Below are 14213 nucleotides of genomic sequence, written 5' to 3' on the forward strand. Positions count from 1 at the left end.
ATCACTACTCATCCTCTGTGTTTTCCGCTAGCGTCTTTTCCGTTATCGTACTGTCCCTATTTATTGTCCACTACAGCATCCGCTTCAGTATCGTCGTTATGCCCTAATAAACCCTTTTCAACCGCCATCGCCTCACTATCCTGAATCATCCGTAATTGTGCTTGCCGTGGATCGTCGCCACTACGGACATCGGTACCAAAACGAAATACCGCTTCAGTAATGCGAAATCGGCTACTGTCACTACCGATAAAATGAAGCATACCCAAACGACGCAAGCGGTTAAGGGAGACGCGTACCTTTTCTTGTAGCTTCTGTTTATCTAAATCTGAGCCGCTAGAACGCTGATTAACCAATTTAAGCAATTTGCTTTCATCTGCCAACGTTATCAGTTCTGCATACAGATCCTGTTGGCTAAAGATCCCTTGATGAGCAAGGCGTTCAGGACTAAGGTAGAGATAACACAGGATTTTACCCACGATCATATCCAGCTGAGACAGTACAGAACGAGGGATCAAGGTGGTGGAACGTGGTCTTAAGTAGAAAAAACCTTCGGTGGCACGGATCAACTCCACATTGTAGCGCCGGTAAAATTCTTCCAACGGCTCTTGAAAATCCATCAAAAAAGCATGGTTATCCAGTTCATCGAAGCCAATATGACGTCCAGCACGTAGTTGACTGTCCAAAGAAGGAAATAATGAGTTGGCTAATGCCTGCGCCAGCTTGAGCGGCATAATGAGGTCAATATTTGTCGATGACATGGGCTTGCACCTTGGCTCCGTAATCATTAATCGCCAACCATTCGGGGGATAGTCCAGAAAAATCGGCTTCAGCTATACCAAGTCGAACCGCTTGGTCAACCAAAATACGTGCTACGTCAAAATGACGGGCGCGCGGATACTGCGCCAGATAATCACGCATCACCTCCGCCAGATTAAGTGGTTTTGCTTGTTGTGGAAAAACAGCCAATGCTTGTGCGATGATAGCGGCCAGTTGTTGGCAAATCTCATTGAACTCTTCAAATTCCAAATCCTGTGGTAATTCACCTGTGACTTCTTCACTGCACAGTGCTAGGGTTTCATCACGCATATCTAGCAGGCGATCAGCATTAGCGAACACCAGTGTCCAAGGATTATCGAAGTAATTTTGTACCGATTGGCGTAATCGCTGTGCAAAGACACGGTTTTTATCCATGTCAATCGCGGTACGGATAAATTTATGTACATGACGATCATAGTGGATCCACAAATCAATAGTCTGTTGACCCCAGCCGATAATACGATCCAGTTTGTTTTGCAAGGCAGAAACCAGGTGGTCAATCCGCTCCAATGCAACATTACCACAGGTCGCCTCCTGGATACGCAGCAAATTGGTTTGTAGTTTACCTCCTGCTGCTTCTAACGTATCTTGTAATTCACGCAGTGTACCTGAAGTTTCCGAGAGCAATAATTCACAATTGGCAATGGCGGCACGCCAGTTTTGATTCAATAACGCAGCGATATCTTCTTTGACGCTATTTTGTTGTTCATCCATTAACCGCTGGCTGATATCAATACTGTCAAAAATTTCCGCAACCGAGTATTTCAAAGGCGCAAAAACATGGCGTTGCCAATGGAATTCATCACCGCTTTCTTCTGCCACATCTGCTGCTCGATGTAATTCTTGTGCGACAACCTCGAGTTGCATCGAAAGGCGTAGCGTTGAAAACTCGCGTTGATGAATATAATGATCGGTAATATTAATACCCAAAGGGGTTAAACGATAAATTGCATTGCCATCTGCCAAATCAGTGGTAAAACGGTTTAACAGGCGCTGCCGTACCATATCATTAATGGCGTTGTTGGCACGTAGCACGACAGTGTCATGAGTTTGTTCAAATCCGCTACTGACATAACGAAATACATCAATCAACTCGCTTTCGCTCATTTCACAGTCTAATCTTTCGCCATTAAGCATCGCGATGGCTAACAGAAAGGTGAGACGTTCAGTAGGGAGTGTAATCGAAAAATCATTTTTTCGTGCCCAAGCGATCAGCTCGGGTATTGTCTGGGAAATTTCACTCATCCTGGATCCTTGACTTCAGGTAACAAACACTAGCTCTGCAAAGGCCTATTTCACCGAGGGAAAAATATCCCGTACTCTTTGCAGATCTTCTGGAGTATCAATCCCCCCTACAGTAGGTATCTCCTGTGCTAGTGCTACATGAATTTTTTCGCCGTGCCACAGCACTCGCAGTTGTTCAAGTGATTCAACTTTTTCCATTGGACTGGATGACCAATCGACATAACGCTGGACAAAAGCTGCAGGGTAAGCATAAATGCCGATATGCCGCAAAAGACTTACATCAATATTGCTTTTCGATTGAGAAAAACGCTGCCGATCCCAAGGGATAGGTGCACGGGAAAAATAGAGCGCGTAGTCTTTCGCATCTCTCACCACTTTCACTACGTTAGGGTCGAAGACCTCGTCACCACTTTCAATAGGCACTGCCAGTGTCGCCATACTCGCGCCGCATGTTGCCAAGTTATCTACAACCTGTCGGATAATCGCGGGAGGAATGAGTGGCTCATCACCCTGTACATTAACGATAATATTATCGGCAGGAAAACCATACCGTTTAATAACCTCAGCTAGCCGCTCAGTACCACTCTGATGATCGAGCCCGGTGAGACAGGCTTCTCCTCCAGCAGCCTCAACGACCTTCACCACAGCATTATTATCAGTAGCGATAATCACCCGCCCAGCACCCGATTGCAGTGCTCGCTCCATAACGTGCAACACCATCGCCTTACCATCAATATCAGCCAGAGGCTTACCAGGTAAACGACGTGATTCATAACGAGCGGGAATAATGACAACAAAGCTCATGTTAGTTTCTCATCGACAGTAGGAGGGTAAGCGGCGCTTTCCAACAGAACAGGAATGTTATCCCGCACAGGATAAGCCCGGTTATCAGCTTTACATACCAATTCAAGATGTTCTTTATTAAAATACAATTTGCCGTTGCAGACGGGGCAAGCAATGATTTCAAGTAAACGGTGATCCATAAATCCTCCAAAAGTGTGGAGTGACAATCAGCAGGCCAGCAGAAGCATAGCATATCCACTCAGGTTATGGTGTCAAGTTCAAGGGCTGAGAATAGTAGGTTGTGGATTGTCTATTTTATCTGGATAATCAAGAATATAATGTAAGCCCCGGCTTTCTTTTCTTTCCATGGCGCAGCGAACAATCAATTCAGCTACCTGTACTAGGTTACGTAACTCCAGCAGATTGTTTGAGAGACGAAAGTTAGCGTAATACTCATTAACTTCTTGCTGTAGTATATTGATCCGCCGTAACGCACGTTCTAATCTTTTAGTGGTTCGCTCAATGCCGACATAATTCCACATAAATAAACGCAATTCATGCCAATTATGTTGAATAACCACTTGTTCATCAGAATTATCCACCCTGCTTTCATCCCATTGAGGCAGACTACTGGTCAGCTCTTCACGGGGTAGACGCGTCAGAATATCTTCCGCCGCTGACCAGCCATACACCAGACACTCTAGTAGTGAATTTGAAGCCATGCGATTGGCGCCGTGTAATCCACTGTAACTTACTTCACCAATGGCATACAAACCGTCCAGATCAGTACGACCATGTTGATCCACTATCACTCCCCCACAGGTGTAATGCGCTGCGGGTACGATGGGAATCGCATCAATGGTCAGATCAATATCCAATGACAGCAGCTTTTCATAAATCATCGGAAAATGCTGTATAACAAAGTCACTAGGTTTGTGACTGATATCCAAATACATACAGTCTGTGCCCAATCGTTTCATTTCATGATCAATGGCTCTGGCAACGATATCACGGGGTGCCAGTTCAGCGCGTGAATCAAAATCGGGCATAAAACGGCTACCATCAGGGCGTTTAAGATAGGCACCCTCACCACGTAACGCTTCGGTCAACAGGAAATTTCGCGCTGACGGATGAAATAAACAGGTAGGATGAAACTGGTTAAATTCGAGGTTAGCTACTCGGCAGCCGGCTCGCCACGCCATCGCGATACCATCACCAGAAGAAACATCCGGGTTGGTGGTATATTGATAAACCTTAGCCGCGCCGCCAGTGGCTAATACCACTGCCTTCGCCTGAAAAGTCTCTACTTCTTCTAACTCACGATTCCAGACATAGGCACCGACAACACGTTTGGTGCCGGGTAAACCGATTTTGTTAGAAATAATCAGGTCGACCGCATTACAGCGTTCTTTCACACAGATATTGGGATGAGCACTTGCCTTACCTGTTAGCGTATTCTGTACCGCTTTGCCTGTCGCATCAGCACTATGTAAAATTCGACGGTGACTATGACCCCCTTCAAGGGTTAAATGATAACGCTTTTCACCATGTATATCGGTCTCTCGATCAAAAATGACACCTTGTTCGATAAGCCAATCTACGCAAAAACGGGCGTTACTGGCGATAAATTCAACTACCATTGGGTCACATAGCCCCGCACCCGCGATCTCCGTATCTTTAATGTGTGATGCTATACTGTCCGTTTCATCAAAAACGGCAGCGATGCCGCCTTGCGCATAAAGCGTGGCCCCCTCTTGAAGTAATCCTTTACTCAGGACAGTGACATTACAATGTGGTGACGCAAGCCGCAAAGCCAGTGATAAACCTGCTGCTCCGCTTCCGATGATCAATACATCACTAACATGTTCAGATGATGCTGGCATAAGGTATGATGCCTACAGAAGAAAATAAAGTTTCATGTTAGCCTATTTGGTTAAGCAAAAGCTACGGATGTAGTATCCTCCAGGTAAACAGCTTCCCAACCAAGCTTGCTCAGGAAAATAATTATATGATCAATACTACTTTTTTTTACCTAGCAATAGATTTCGGGGGAGTCTACCCCGAATGAGCGAGCCGTTAACAGATCAAGTATTGGTTGATCGGGTACAACAAGGGGATCAACGAGCATTCAACCTACTGGTCATCCGTTACCAGCATAAGGTTGCTAGTTTGATGTCCCGATACGTTCCACTGGGGGATATACCCGACGTAGTACAGGAGTCTTTTATTAAAGCCTATCGTGCGTTAGAGTCATTCCGCGGTGAAAGCGCTTTTTATACATGGTTGTACCGCATAGCAGTGAATACGGCGAAGAACCATCTGATTTCTCAGGGACGACGTCCTCCTTCAAGTGATGTCGATGTCAATGAGGCTGAATATTACGAAAATTCATCCGCATTAAAAGAAATATCGAACCCTGAAAACTTAATATTGTCCGAGGAGTTGGAGCAGACGGTTTTTCGAACCATCGCATCACTGCCAGCAGATCTCCGTATGGCGATTATGCTTCGTGAGTTAGAGGGTTTAAGCTATGAGGAAATAGCGACCATTATGGATTGCCCGGTTGGTACCGTCCGTTCACGTATTTTCCGGGCTAGGGAAACTATCGATAACAAAATTCAGCCACTAATCCAGCAGTAGTGGATATGCAAAGGTATTTAATCATGCAGAAAGAAAAGCTTTCCGCCTTGATGGATGGAGAAATTCTCGATACTAAGCTGATAGATTCTTTATTAAAGGATGACGAACTTCAGCAACGTTGGCAACGTTACCACATGATCCGTGGTGTTCTATGCAGAGATCAGGCCGTGGGCGCGATGCTGCATATAGATATTGCCCATTCCGTTGCGCAGGTGATTAAAATCGTCGACGCGCAAGAAGGAGAAAAAGCGACCGTTGTGCCTTTGAACCCTGCTGGTGTGCCTGAACATCAACCACGACCATCCGGCTGGCATTGGCAAAAAGTTTGCCCCTGGGCAAGCCAGGTGACTCAAGTTGCCGTGGCCGCCTGCGTTTGCCTGGCGGTAGTTGTCGGTGTTCAACAATATAGCCAACAACGTAATCAACCGGCAATGTTAAATTTACAACCAGAATCTCCAGTATTTAATACTTTGCCAATGATGGGAGGTAAAGCTTCACCGGTTAGTTTCGGTGTTCCTGTCGATGGAACTTTTGGCGATAGCCAACAACAACAAGTACAAAAACAACGTAAACGTGTGGAACAAGGATTTGGGTTGGACCAACACATACCCTTTGTCAGGCTGGAGCCGTTACCGACCTCTGTTCATGCCCCTGACACTCAATTGGCAACACAATAGATCTCGCAAAAGGTTCATTTGAAGGTTTAAGTATGATGAAAGAATGGGCTACAGTGATATCATGGCAACAAGGGATGGCCTTGCTAAGTTATCAACCGCGTACAGGATGCAAGCGCTGCAATTCATCGGGGGGGTGTGGAAAAGCACTGTTGGATGAGTTTTTTTCACGGCCGGAACATCGACTGCAGATACCGATAGCGCAGGCTTTGCAACCAGGTCAGCGAGTAGAGGTCGGTATCCGTGGAAGCAGTGTATTACGTTCTGCTTTGCTCATTTACCTGACACCTTTATTGGGCTTAATTATCGGCGCTACTGTTTGTCAGGCTTCATTTTCCAACGATGCTATTGCTGCTTTGGGTGCGCTCATTGGCGGTGTCGGTTGTTTTACAGTGGCTCGCCGATTTGCAGAAAAAATAGCTACCAGTAGTACCTATCGACCGGTGATACTGCAAATCGGTTCACCACCCAAGTCATAACTTCTTGTGAAACCGTAGCACCCCATATAATAAACATGTTGAGATCATTTATGACGAAGTGTCAGTGAATGTAACAGGTTTCGAATTAGTAATAAGACCTCAACTTCAATGGGCACTGGGCACCATAGCGGGTTTCGTTTCTTTCGGGCGCAATGTATACATACCACCGTGGAAAGGATCGACTACCAGCCATCCAATCAAACCACCAAACAGGACGTTGCCACCAATATACCAGCCGTTTACACTGGCTCTAATGGGTAAAGTTGTGGGTTGGTATTTGTCTTTTGAAAAAGTAATTTGATAGTTTCTCTTACCAAAGTAACTACCATCAGATTTTTCCAGTGTCACTCCCTGAGGTGTCGTTCCTTGTGCCACTAACTGGCCTGTCTCATCCTTTATTGCAAAGTGAGCACCTGCTGGATCACTGTTAACCTGAACCAATTGCGTATCCTTACCGACTATTGTCGCACAGCCGCTTAACATCACTGCTGAAACCATCGCTAAAATACTCCATTTTTTCATCTATCGTTCCTCAATAAAAAAATAAACCTTTGCTAGAAACCTCTTTCCACAAGAAAAAAACCAACCTAAAGCCAGTTTTAAAGGTAAACGAATTGCAACCTATTACTTAACTTGTAGTCATTAAAAAAACAGACATTCCAATTGCCTCGTACTTTTGCCCCAAGCTTAGTCCCATACAGAAAAGCTGCCGCACTCTAAAATAATCACTTCCTCATGTCAAAAAAAACACAGTGCGGCCTGTTTACAGAGATGACAATTCATCATGATTTTATACTCCGTCATCATCCACGGTCAGTGTTAAGACAAAGTAGAGCTCATGCCACTCAGTAATGTCACATAAACTCCAGGAAACCATTCGACATCGTCATAGGCGATGCTCAGACAAGGAAAATTGGCGAAAAAACGTAGTTACACCACGCATGTTGAGATCATTTTCGATGAAGTATCAGCGGGTGTAATAGCTTTCTAATAAGCGTCAATATTTTCTACTATACTCGGGAGATAAATTTGCAATCAGTTGATAAGGAATAACCTGATGATGGCGTTACCATTTCTGTTCTATGCCGGTGGACTGGTTTTCATTCTAAATGGGAAACGACGAGCTGCACTTTTCTTCTGGTTGATCGCCACTGTGTTAACTCTCGTCCTATTCCGGTTACATACTTCTGGTTCACTTAATGTCCCCCTCTGAGTATAAAAGGAATGCACGATGTCACCTTCTGTTGCATGCAAATTAAATCTGCTCGGACTTAGCACAATTGGCGTTGTATTGCTAATCGCATTCATTGACCAAATTATTTTTCACGATATTCCCTGCCCGCTTTGCTTGTTGCAACGTATTGGGTTTGCCGGTGTAGGGATAGGATTGGCTCTTAATATACGCTTTGGCCCACGACCCAGCCATTATGCTCTAACAATTCTGAGTGCTGTCGTTGGTACCATTATCTCTGGCCGGCAAATTTTGTTGCATATTATCCCAGGGACAGGTGCATATGGTCATATTATCCTCGGTATGCATTTTTATACATGGGCATTTATCCTGTTTTCAGTGATTATCATAGGAGCTGCCGTGATGCTGTTTTTCGACTGTCAATTTTCTGATAACAGATTTTTTGATAACACTGAGTCTATCCCCATACTGAATAAAACGGGTCGGGTAATCATAGTAGTTTTTGCGCTATTGGTATTCTGTAATGCAGTTTCCACTGTTTTTGAATGCGCTGGTGGCCTATGCGCCGCAAATCCAGTAAAGTACCAGTTAATTCAATAAAGAGTACTGACACAGCGAATTTCATAGACACATGATGGAGACCTCGATCCTTTGAAACGCATCAACGCGCTCACCATTGCAGGAACCGACCCTAGTGGTGGTGCTGGCATTCAGGCAGATCTAAAAACTTTTTCTGCGTTACGAGCCTATGGCACCAGTGTAATCACCGCATTGGTTGCGCAAAATACCCTTGGTGTGCAAGCAATTTGTGCTGTCGATCCCCAATTTGTATCAGCCCAATTAGATTCAGTGCTAAATGATGTGCGTATCGATACCTCTAAAATAGGTATGCTGGCCAATGAATCTATCGTACGGATTGTCTCTGAAAAATTACGTGATAATTCCCTTGGTTTTGTGGTACTGGACACCGTGATGTTGGCTAAAAGTGGTGATCCGTTATTGCCGCTAACGGCCGTAGAAGCCATCAAGCAATATCTGTTACCACAGGTCTCCCTGGTGACGCCAAATATGCCGGAAGCCGCGATATTGCTGGATTGTCCAATTGCGAAAAATGAAAAGCAAATGTGTGAACAGGGGCAGAGATTATTGGATTTAGGATGCAAAAACGTATTAATAAAAGGAGGTCATCTAAATAGCGACGAAAGCCCTGACTGGTTATTTACCAGCGAAGGAGGTGAATACCGTTTTGCTTGTGCTCGGGTGAAAACGCGTCATACACATGGTACGGGTTGTACTTTATCGGCAGCATTAGCAGCATTACGGCCCAGGCATGATAATTGGCAAGATAGTGTCCAAATAGCTAAAGATTACCTACAACAGGCATTGTTACAGGCAGACAGTCTAGAGGTCGGCAAAGGGATTGGCCCGGTACATCATTTTCATCATTGGTGGTAGTAGTGGTGCCAGAATCCATTATAAATTTTCATGAGATGCTGCCTAATCAAGAAACAAATATTTTTTAGTCATTTTTAGGGGGACGTTTTGCATTAGCTTGTGCGAAAAAATCGCTTAGAGGCCCTTCTATCTTCTATGGCGCGCATTGTTGCTTAATAAGCAACAAGCCACTATTAGGCAACAAGTCTATGGAAACACGCCTTTTTCATAAAGAAATATCTCTATCCCTCTGATTGATGTAAATCAACACCCCGAGTACGCTCATGTAAAACCGGAATGCCGCTTCTTGCCCCTTCCATTCACGTGATTGCCACATTAAAAACCATTCGCTACCTATCACCATAAAGCCAAAAAACCAGACCGACATTGCCATTGTCGCGCCGACATAAATCCACTTTTTTGCGTGATGGAATACCTCTGCCGTACCATAGCGTGCGCGCCAAAGCGCCAGACTACCCATCAGAAAAAATAGACAGATTAAACCTTCTCCAGCGATGATTAACCAATAGCTAAAATGCCATAGACTCTCGCTAGTGATAGCACGGTACATTAGTGTATTGTTCGGAAAAGTCGTATCCATACTTAACACATGTTGCACAAAAGCATAATTGGTACGGTAGTCAAGAATGTTATTCAATGTGATCATAAAAGCGAACGAAACAATCATTAACGCCATCACTATTTTTGAAAAGCGGACGGTCTTCATAATGCATTCTCCATGGTGTCGTTTTTTTGATTTGTTTATAGGGGTTCTAGATGTCACTAAGCCCAGAAAGCACACGCTGGAAAAACCCCTTATGAAATGTTAAAAACTAAGCTCGATTTTTGTAATGGCTCAAACTCATCCCAGTCATGTACTACCTGTACACTCCTGGGATTCGATTAATTGCCGCCTTGCCACTCGAAATTCATTGGGTATCTGTCATCCTTAATTTCTTCCAGTGATGAATAAATTTTACGCCGAAACATCACTTTATAGCACTCATTTTTCATCGTCTTATGAAACTCCACAAGTGCAGCCTAACCTCCCTGCTCATAAAGTTTTTTAAACCGATAATACAGTCGTTATGTATTCCGTGCTTATCCTAATGAGCGATATTTTATATCAATCTATTCTTATTTCCGTAATTTGTGTGGTTATTTGCCATCTATTTTATATATACCCAAGTGAAATCAAGATGCAGGATTTAGCGCCTGGAAATTATCGTTTAAGCGAGATACCAGAGAACTTGCCATTTGTGGTAGCTTCACTTCAAAGAAGTTTAAGATATCGTTCTTAAAACTCTGTTTAGATGGGTAATATCTATTGTTTCGTGTTTGCTCATTCATCACCTTCCACAATCGCTCTATCGGGTTTAGATTCGGGCTATACGGCGGAAGGTAATGAAGCTGGATATTCAACGTAAGCGCGGCGTCTTGCACAAGCTGTGAACGGTGATAGCCTGCACCCTCGAGGATCACATGTGCCGTTGTCGTGATGGGATAATGCACGCGAATGGCAGACAGGAAGTGAACCACATTTTCGCTGTTAATCGTCTCATCATCACGGATTATGGGGTTAGCCACATTCTGGATGTTCAAGGCTCCCATGATATTCAACCGCGTTCTGCTCCCGGTGGTCTCTATCGTTTTATCCTGGCCTTTTCGTATCCAGCCGTAGCTTATTTTGGTGGCTTGTGTCGGATGAACGGCATCAATAAACAGTATGGGGTCATTACCCGCGGCGTCTTTCAATTCGCTGTAGGTCTTTATAAATTGCTGCTGTTTCTCAACGGCAAATTTATGCGGAACACCTTTCGGCTTTTTATAGCTAAAGCCATGCTGCTTCAACCCTTTATACAGACCTGATACGGTAAAGGTGATGTTCCAGCGTCCAGCGATATACGCCACAATTTGGTGATTGTGGTGGTAGAGCGGCTGGGTGAGATGTTCAACCAGCGACGTGGTCTGTTCCGCATTGAGATAGCCATCGGAGCCGCCATTTTCAGGCTTGAGCTTGTTGAGTTTATGATAGTCTGTAAGGTGGCGCCGCACCGTGGTTTCATTAATGAGCTGTGAGTGAGCAATCATAGGGGGAGTCCAGCCGTCTGCGGACAACAAAACACACCGGATCCTGTCACAGACACGGCGGTCATGGCTTTGACGATGTTGGGCTTCGAGGGTAATTTTCTGGTCAGCAGTCAGCTCTATTTTCATGGCTATGAGCATGATCCTTATCGACTTCAAAATCAAGCATCTTCATTGATCACGGGTATAAACCGTCTGATGACAGAAAACATCATCCTACATACAGTAAAATTCATAGGAAGGTATTTGTCTTAATCAGGCTACTTTTATACTGGCCGCATTTTTCCTGGTGTATATATCACCAATGTAGGTCACATCGCCACACTCTACTTGATTAGGCGTATAACAAGCTTCTTTACCCGTGAATTTATAACGATGCCGGCGTTGCTTGCTTTCTATGCCTGCCTCACGCACCAACTGAGCTGTTTTGTAACGTCTCACAGACTCTCCTTCCTGTTTATGGCTGAACGACATAATAATGATTATGCACTATATTGAGAGAATAAGGCGTCAAGGCTGCAATTTAAGTTCCTTCTTTTGCTTTTGGCTTGTGCCCATTGATGTTCAATGGGATTGAGGTCTCACTTTTACCCACAATTTTTGTTATTAAGAATAATGAACAATCTCACATTTTCTTGCAGGATCTCATACCCTCGCCAAAGCGACATGATTCCCGGTAAACCCTCGGCACGTCGGTTAAGAAATCCTCCCAATTGACCCAGCCATGTTATTGCCTGAAGCACTGTGGGGGGATGCTCGGGAAGGCGGCTTGTTGTCTGTATTCTGCAATACAGCGTTTGCCATTCTATCTTTGACAACACATCGGTGCAGGTAGCCTCAGGACACAACGCTGCCATTTTGGTCATATACATCAGTTTGAAGGCGATAATGCTTTTGAGGGTGATCATTTTCGTTAGTTTGGTTGCCGTATTTAAACGACATTGTTCAACACAACATCCTGATTTCAGTGTTTTGAAGAACTCTTCTATCTTCCATCTCAGTCTATACCAATTCACTTTCTCTTCTGCTTCAAAGGCGTCAGTGGCCGTCAAATGGGTCAATAATACCCATTCGACAGGCGCTACTCCTTCTGGAGGAGGCTGTTCTTTAACACTGATGGCAGATACGTGAACCTTTTCATGGATATGCCGTGAAGCGTCTTTATTGGTAGGCCCATAAACTAGATTATTTCTAATGGGGAGCCAGCCTGAAATGGAGCGAATATCCACATAAGCCGTTCTTGCTACCCTTTGCTGATTTTTGGGCAGGGTGAGTGCTATGGTTTTTAAAATCGGCGTCTTTGACAAGGCGGTTTGCACCGTTGTTTTTTTCCCCTTTTCATCGATAAATTTTCTGTCTTTCCGGTTGCGGATAATAAAAAATGTTTTTAGTGAGCTTGCAACCCGAAAAAGTTCGAAAATATCCGCTTCTCTGTCTCCCAGCGTGATTAAGCAGGTATCTTTGGGTATCAGCGCCGCTGTCTCGTAGAGGGTCTCTATCCACTTAATACTTTCTTTCTCTTTCATTGTCGATTGATAAAGCCGCCGCTGTTTTTCCTGAGGGGGTTCCTCTCGGGAAACACGTGACCAGCATTTAAGCGAGGATAACCCAAGCGGCAAGCCCTCCTGAGTTACCATCAAACTTGCATGAAGCATCAACCCCATTTTATGTTTGTGATAGGCTTTAGATATACTTCCCAACCCCTCTGTCTTTTTATGTGTGTCAAAGTCCAACTCTGATCTGTCCTGAAGAGAAAAAAACCAGTGAATGCCCCTCCAGACGTTTTTGTGTTTGCACACAATGTGTACGGAATAGCGCGCTCTCGCTCACTCTCTCATTGCTAAAAAATCGATAAGCTCCTTTGGCCTGTGACCAGGAGCCATGACAGCTTGGGTAAATTGAACCTGACGCTTTTGATGATAATAAGCCCGCTGTTTCAAAAAAACGCTCTTTAAGGCGTTTATCTCCGAAATCAATTTGATGAAATTCTTCCCGGATCCACTCATTCCCATTACCCGTTACTGTTTTCATGTGCCTGTTTCCTGATTTAACTATTGACTCTACCAATAATCCAATTTCACCTGAATCATTTTTCATTCAACGTTGTGGGTAAAAGTGAGGATTGAGAGCAGGTGAGTAGGGAGTGAGATATTCAATCCGATGCCCGGCTTTACTGATAGCCTGCTGAATGTCGAGACGTTTGTGGAAACTGGCGTTATCCATCACGATGACACAATGAGGAGGAAGAGTAGGCAAAAGGCGCTGGGTAACCCAGGAGTAAAAAACATCACTGTTAATGGAACAAAAAAATAATCCGACCGCCATCAGGACGGTTCCCAGTAACGCGCCAATGACATTTGTTCGGCCCTTAGGCTGCCCATCCTGGGTACCCCAACAGCGTTGACCTCGTGCAGCATAACCGTGGGTTCGTGGCCTATCGTGTGCGAAACCGCTTTCATCCAGATAAACGACCGGTTTTCCCTGCTTTTTATAGCAGGCTATCGTGTCCTGGAAGGTGCGCCGTGTCTCTTCGTCTGCCTTGGGATGACGCAGGGTTTTTTTTATAGGTGACGCCCAGGTTTTTCAGTGCCTGCCAAATGGCTTTCTGGCACACCTGAAAGCGCGCCGCCCGTTCCCGTTGGTAAGCATCGGGATAAAGTGCAACATCTTCAGCTAACGCCACTTTATCAAGCTTACGCCGACGGGGGGAAGAAGGTTTAACCTCGATACGACTGAGCCAGCGGGTAACGGAAGCTGAACCAATGTGGAAGCGTTTAGCGGTCTCTCTGATACTCAAGTTTTCTTTCTCTCGAATACCCAGAACTTTACGGCGAAAATCGACAGAGTGGCTCATCGCTAACT

General features: G+C 44.7%; 19 protein-coding genes. 6 read left to right on the forward strand and 13 right to left on the reverse strand.

The annotated features are described in order from the left end of the window. Nucleotides 1-56: 56 nt before the first annotated feature. The 5 genes from mukE to nadB all read right to left on the reverse strand — a co-directional run bounded on the left by mukE (nucleotide 57) and on the right by nadB (nucleotide 4727). Nucleotides 57-758 carry a chromosome partition protein MukE gene (mukE, locus tag AAHH42_RS04985; protein WP_072550106.1) on the reverse strand — a complete coding sequence of 234 codons (702 nt, stop codon included), beginning with the start codon at nucleotides 756-758 and terminating at the stop codon, nucleotides 57-59. After that, the gene (gene mukF, locus AAHH42_RS04990) at nucleotides 739-2061 is read right to left on the reverse strand and encodes a chromosome partition protein MukF (RefSeq protein WP_072550107.1); all 1323 of its coding nucleotides are present in this window, start codon (nucleotides 2059-2061) and stop codon (nucleotides 739-741) included. The genes mukE and mukF overlap by 20 nt, the downstream gene beginning before the upstream one ends. A 45-nt stretch (nucleotides 2062-2106) precedes the next feature. Then, on the reverse strand, nucleotides 2107-2865 hold the full coding sequence (kdsB, locus tag AAHH42_RS04995) for a 3-deoxy-manno-octulosonate cytidylyltransferase (RefSeq protein ID WP_072550108.1): 759 nt from the start codon (nucleotides 2863-2865) through the stop codon (nucleotides 2107-2109). Further along, entirely contained in the window at nucleotides 2862-3044 is a 183-nt protein-coding gene (locus AAHH42_RS05000; protein ID WP_072550109.1) for a Trm112 family protein, read from the reverse strand. Before AAHH42_RS05000 ends, kdsB begins: the two co-directional genes overlap by 4 nt. A 78-nt stretch (nucleotides 3045-3122) precedes the next feature. Next, nucleotides 3123-4727 carry an L-aspartate oxidase gene (nadB, locus tag AAHH42_RS05005; protein WP_342221792.1) on the reverse strand — a complete coding sequence of 535 codons (1605 nt, stop codon included), beginning with the start codon at nucleotides 4725-4727 and terminating at the stop codon, nucleotides 3123-3125. A 181-nt stretch (nucleotides 4728-4908) separates the two neighbouring features. Here nadB and rpoE point away from each other — a divergent pair, with 181 nt between their 5' ends. From rpoE to rseC, 3 genes are read left to right on the forward strand one after another with little or no spacing between them, the layout of a single operon-like run. Further along, entirely contained in the window at nucleotides 4909-5484 is a 576-nt protein-coding gene (gene rpoE, locus AAHH42_RS05010; RefSeq protein WP_072550111.1) for an RNA polymerase sigma factor RpoE, read from the forward strand. 23 nt (nucleotides 5485-5507) lie between these two features. Next, nucleotides 5508-6161: an RseA family anti-sigma factor gene (locus AAHH42_RS05015; protein ID WP_342221793.1), complete on the forward strand. Its 654-nt coding sequence runs from the start codon at nucleotides 5508-5510 to the stop codon at nucleotides 6159-6161. A gap of 32 nt (nucleotides 6162-6193) precedes the next feature. Continuing rightward, complete coding sequence (rseC, locus tag AAHH42_RS05020; RefSeq protein WP_072550113.1) at nucleotides 6194-6637, forward strand: SoxR-reducing system protein RseC; 444 nt, start codon at nucleotides 6194-6196, stop codon at nucleotides 6635-6637. 105 nt (nucleotides 6638-6742) lie between these two features. On the opposite strand, the gene AAHH42_RS05025 is transcribed toward rseC, so the two are convergent. After that, nucleotides 6743-7159 carry a hypothetical protein gene (locus tag AAHH42_RS05025; RefSeq protein WP_342221794.1) on the reverse strand — a complete coding sequence of 139 codons (417 nt, stop codon included), beginning with the start codon at nucleotides 7157-7159 and terminating at the stop codon, nucleotides 6743-6745. A gap of 538 nt (nucleotides 7160-7697) precedes the next feature. Between AAHH42_RS05025 and AAHH42_RS14740 the strand changes: the two genes are divergently transcribed. From AAHH42_RS14740 to thiD, 3 genes are read left to right on the forward strand one after another with little or no spacing between them, the layout of a single operon-like run. Further along, nucleotides 7698-7850, forward strand: coding sequence for a DUF5993 family protein (locus tag AAHH42_RS14740; protein WP_353962779.1), 153 nt, complete (start codon nucleotides 7698-7700; stop codon nucleotides 7848-7850). A gap of 18 nt (nucleotides 7851-7868) precedes the next feature. Continuing rightward, nucleotides 7869-8429 (forward strand): disulfide bond formation protein B, encoded by a 561-nt coding sequence (locus AAHH42_RS05030; protein WP_072550115.1) that lies wholly within the window; start codon nucleotides 7869-7871, stop codon nucleotides 8427-8429. Between the two features lie 51 nt (nucleotides 8430-8480). Beyond that, complete coding sequence (gene thiD / locus AAHH42_RS05035; RefSeq protein WP_342221795.1) at nucleotides 8481-9284, forward strand: bifunctional hydroxymethylpyrimidine kinase/phosphomethylpyrimidine kinase; 804 nt, start codon at nucleotides 8481-8483, stop codon at nucleotides 9282-9284. Nucleotides 9285-9489: 205 nt separating this feature from the next. On the opposite strand, the gene AAHH42_RS05040 is transcribed toward thiD, so the two are convergent. The 7 genes from AAHH42_RS05040 to AAHH42_RS05070 all read right to left on the reverse strand — a co-directional run bounded on the left by AAHH42_RS05040 (nucleotide 9490) and on the right by AAHH42_RS05070 (nucleotide 14205). After that, a complete protein-coding gene (locus tag AAHH42_RS05040) occupies nucleotides 9490-9990 on the reverse strand; it encodes a DUF2165 family protein (RefSeq protein ID WP_072550116.1) in 501 nt (166 codons plus the stop codon). A gap of 467 nt (nucleotides 9991-10457) precedes the next feature. Next, complete coding sequence (locus AAHH42_RS05045; protein WP_342222015.1) at nucleotides 10458-11480, reverse strand: IS630 family transposase; 1023 nt, start codon at nucleotides 11478-11480, stop codon at nucleotides 10458-10460. 126 nt (nucleotides 11481-11606) lie between these two features. Next, complete coding sequence (locus AAHH42_RS05050; RefSeq protein ID WP_119797565.1) at nucleotides 11607-11792, reverse strand: hypothetical protein; 186 nt, start codon at nucleotides 11790-11792, stop codon at nucleotides 11607-11609. A 146-nt stretch (nucleotides 11793-11938) separates the two neighbouring features. Continuing rightward, nucleotides 11939-13084 carry an IS4 family transposase gene (locus tag AAHH42_RS05055; protein WP_342221796.1) on the reverse strand — a complete coding sequence of 382 codons (1146 nt, stop codon included), beginning with the start codon at nucleotides 13082-13084 and terminating at the stop codon, nucleotides 11939-11941. Continuing rightward, nucleotides 13074-13448 carry an IS4/Tn5 family transposase DNA-binding protein gene (locus AAHH42_RS05060; protein WP_342220939.1) on the reverse strand — a complete coding sequence of 125 codons (375 nt, stop codon included), beginning with the start codon at nucleotides 13446-13448 and terminating at the stop codon, nucleotides 13074-13076. Before AAHH42_RS05060 ends, AAHH42_RS05055 begins: the two co-directional genes overlap by 11 nt. Then, nucleotides 13449-13916: a transposase gene (locus tag AAHH42_RS05065; RefSeq protein WP_342222016.1), complete on the reverse strand. Its 468-nt coding sequence runs from the start codon at nucleotides 13914-13916 to the stop codon at nucleotides 13449-13451. Then, nucleotides 13840-14205 carry an IS630 transposase-related protein gene (locus tag AAHH42_RS05070; RefSeq protein ID WP_342221797.1) on the reverse strand — a complete coding sequence of 122 codons (366 nt, stop codon included), beginning with the start codon at nucleotides 14203-14205 and terminating at the stop codon, nucleotides 13840-13842. Before AAHH42_RS05070 ends, AAHH42_RS05065 begins: the two co-directional genes overlap by 77 nt. Nucleotides 14206-14213: the final 8 nt, after the last annotated feature.

It is taken from the genome of Candidatus Fukatsuia endosymbiont of Tuberolachnus salignus, assembly GCF_964030845.1.
Classification (GTDB): Bacteria; Pseudomonadota; Gammaproteobacteria; order Enterobacterales; family Enterobacteriaceae; genus Fukatsuia; species Fukatsuia symbiotica.

Excerpts from the sequence above, each read along its gene's own strand:
- mukE (WP_072550106.1), bottom strand. The coding sequence starts at position 758 with ATGTCATCGACAAATATTGACCTCATTATGCCGCTCAAGCTGGCGCAG.
- mukF (WP_072550107.1), bottom strand. The coding sequence starts at position 2,061 with ATGAGTGAAATTTCCCAGACAATACCCGAGCTGATCGCTTGGGCACGA.
- kdsB (WP_072550108.1), bottom strand. The coding sequence starts at position 2,865 with ATGAGCTTTGTTGTCATTATTCCCGCTCGTTATGAATCACGTCGTTTA.
- AAHH42_RS05000 (WP_072550109.1), bottom strand. The coding sequence starts at position 3,044 with ATGGATCACCGTTTACTTGAAATCATTGCTTGCCCCGTCTGCAACGGC.
- nadB (WP_342221792.1), bottom strand. The coding sequence starts at position 4,727 with ATGCCAGCATCATCTGAACATGTTAGTGATGTATTGATCATCGGAAGC.
- rpoE (WP_072550111.1), top strand. The coding sequence starts at position 4,909 with ATGAGCGAGCCGTTAACAGATCAAGTATTGGTTGATCGGGTACAACAA.
- AAHH42_RS05015 (WP_342221793.1), top strand. The coding sequence starts at position 5,508 with ATGCAGAAAGAAAAGCTTTCCGCCTTGATGGATGGAGAAATTCTCGAT.
- rseC (WP_072550113.1), top strand. The coding sequence starts at position 6,194 with ATGATGAAAGAATGGGCTACAGTGATATCATGGCAACAAGGGATGGCC.
- AAHH42_RS05025 (WP_342221794.1), bottom strand. The coding sequence starts at position 7,159 with ATGAAAAAATGGAGTATTTTAGCGATGGTTTCAGCAGTGATGTTAAGC.
- AAHH42_RS14740 (WP_353962779.1), top strand. The coding sequence starts at position 7,698 with ATGGCGTTACCATTTCTGTTCTATGCCGGTGGACTGGTTTTCATTCTA.
- AAHH42_RS05030 (WP_072550115.1), top strand. The coding sequence starts at position 7,869 with ATGTCACCTTCTGTTGCATGCAAATTAAATCTGCTCGGACTTAGCACA.
- AAHH42_RS05040 (WP_072550116.1), bottom strand. The coding sequence starts at position 9,990 with ATGAAGACCGTCCGCTTTTCAAAAATAGTGATGGCGTTAATGATTGTT.
- AAHH42_RS05045 (WP_342222015.1), bottom strand. The coding sequence starts at position 11,480 with ATGAAAATAGAGCTGACTGCTGACCAGAAAATTACCCTCGAAGCCCAA.
- AAHH42_RS05060 (WP_342220939.1), bottom strand. The coding sequence starts at position 13,448 with ATGAAAAATGATTCAGGTGAAATTGGATTATTGGTAGAGTCAATAGTT.
- AAHH42_RS05070 (WP_342221797.1), bottom strand. The coding sequence starts at position 14,205 with ATGAGCCACTCTGTCGATTTTCGCCGTAAAGTTCTGGGTATTCGAGAG.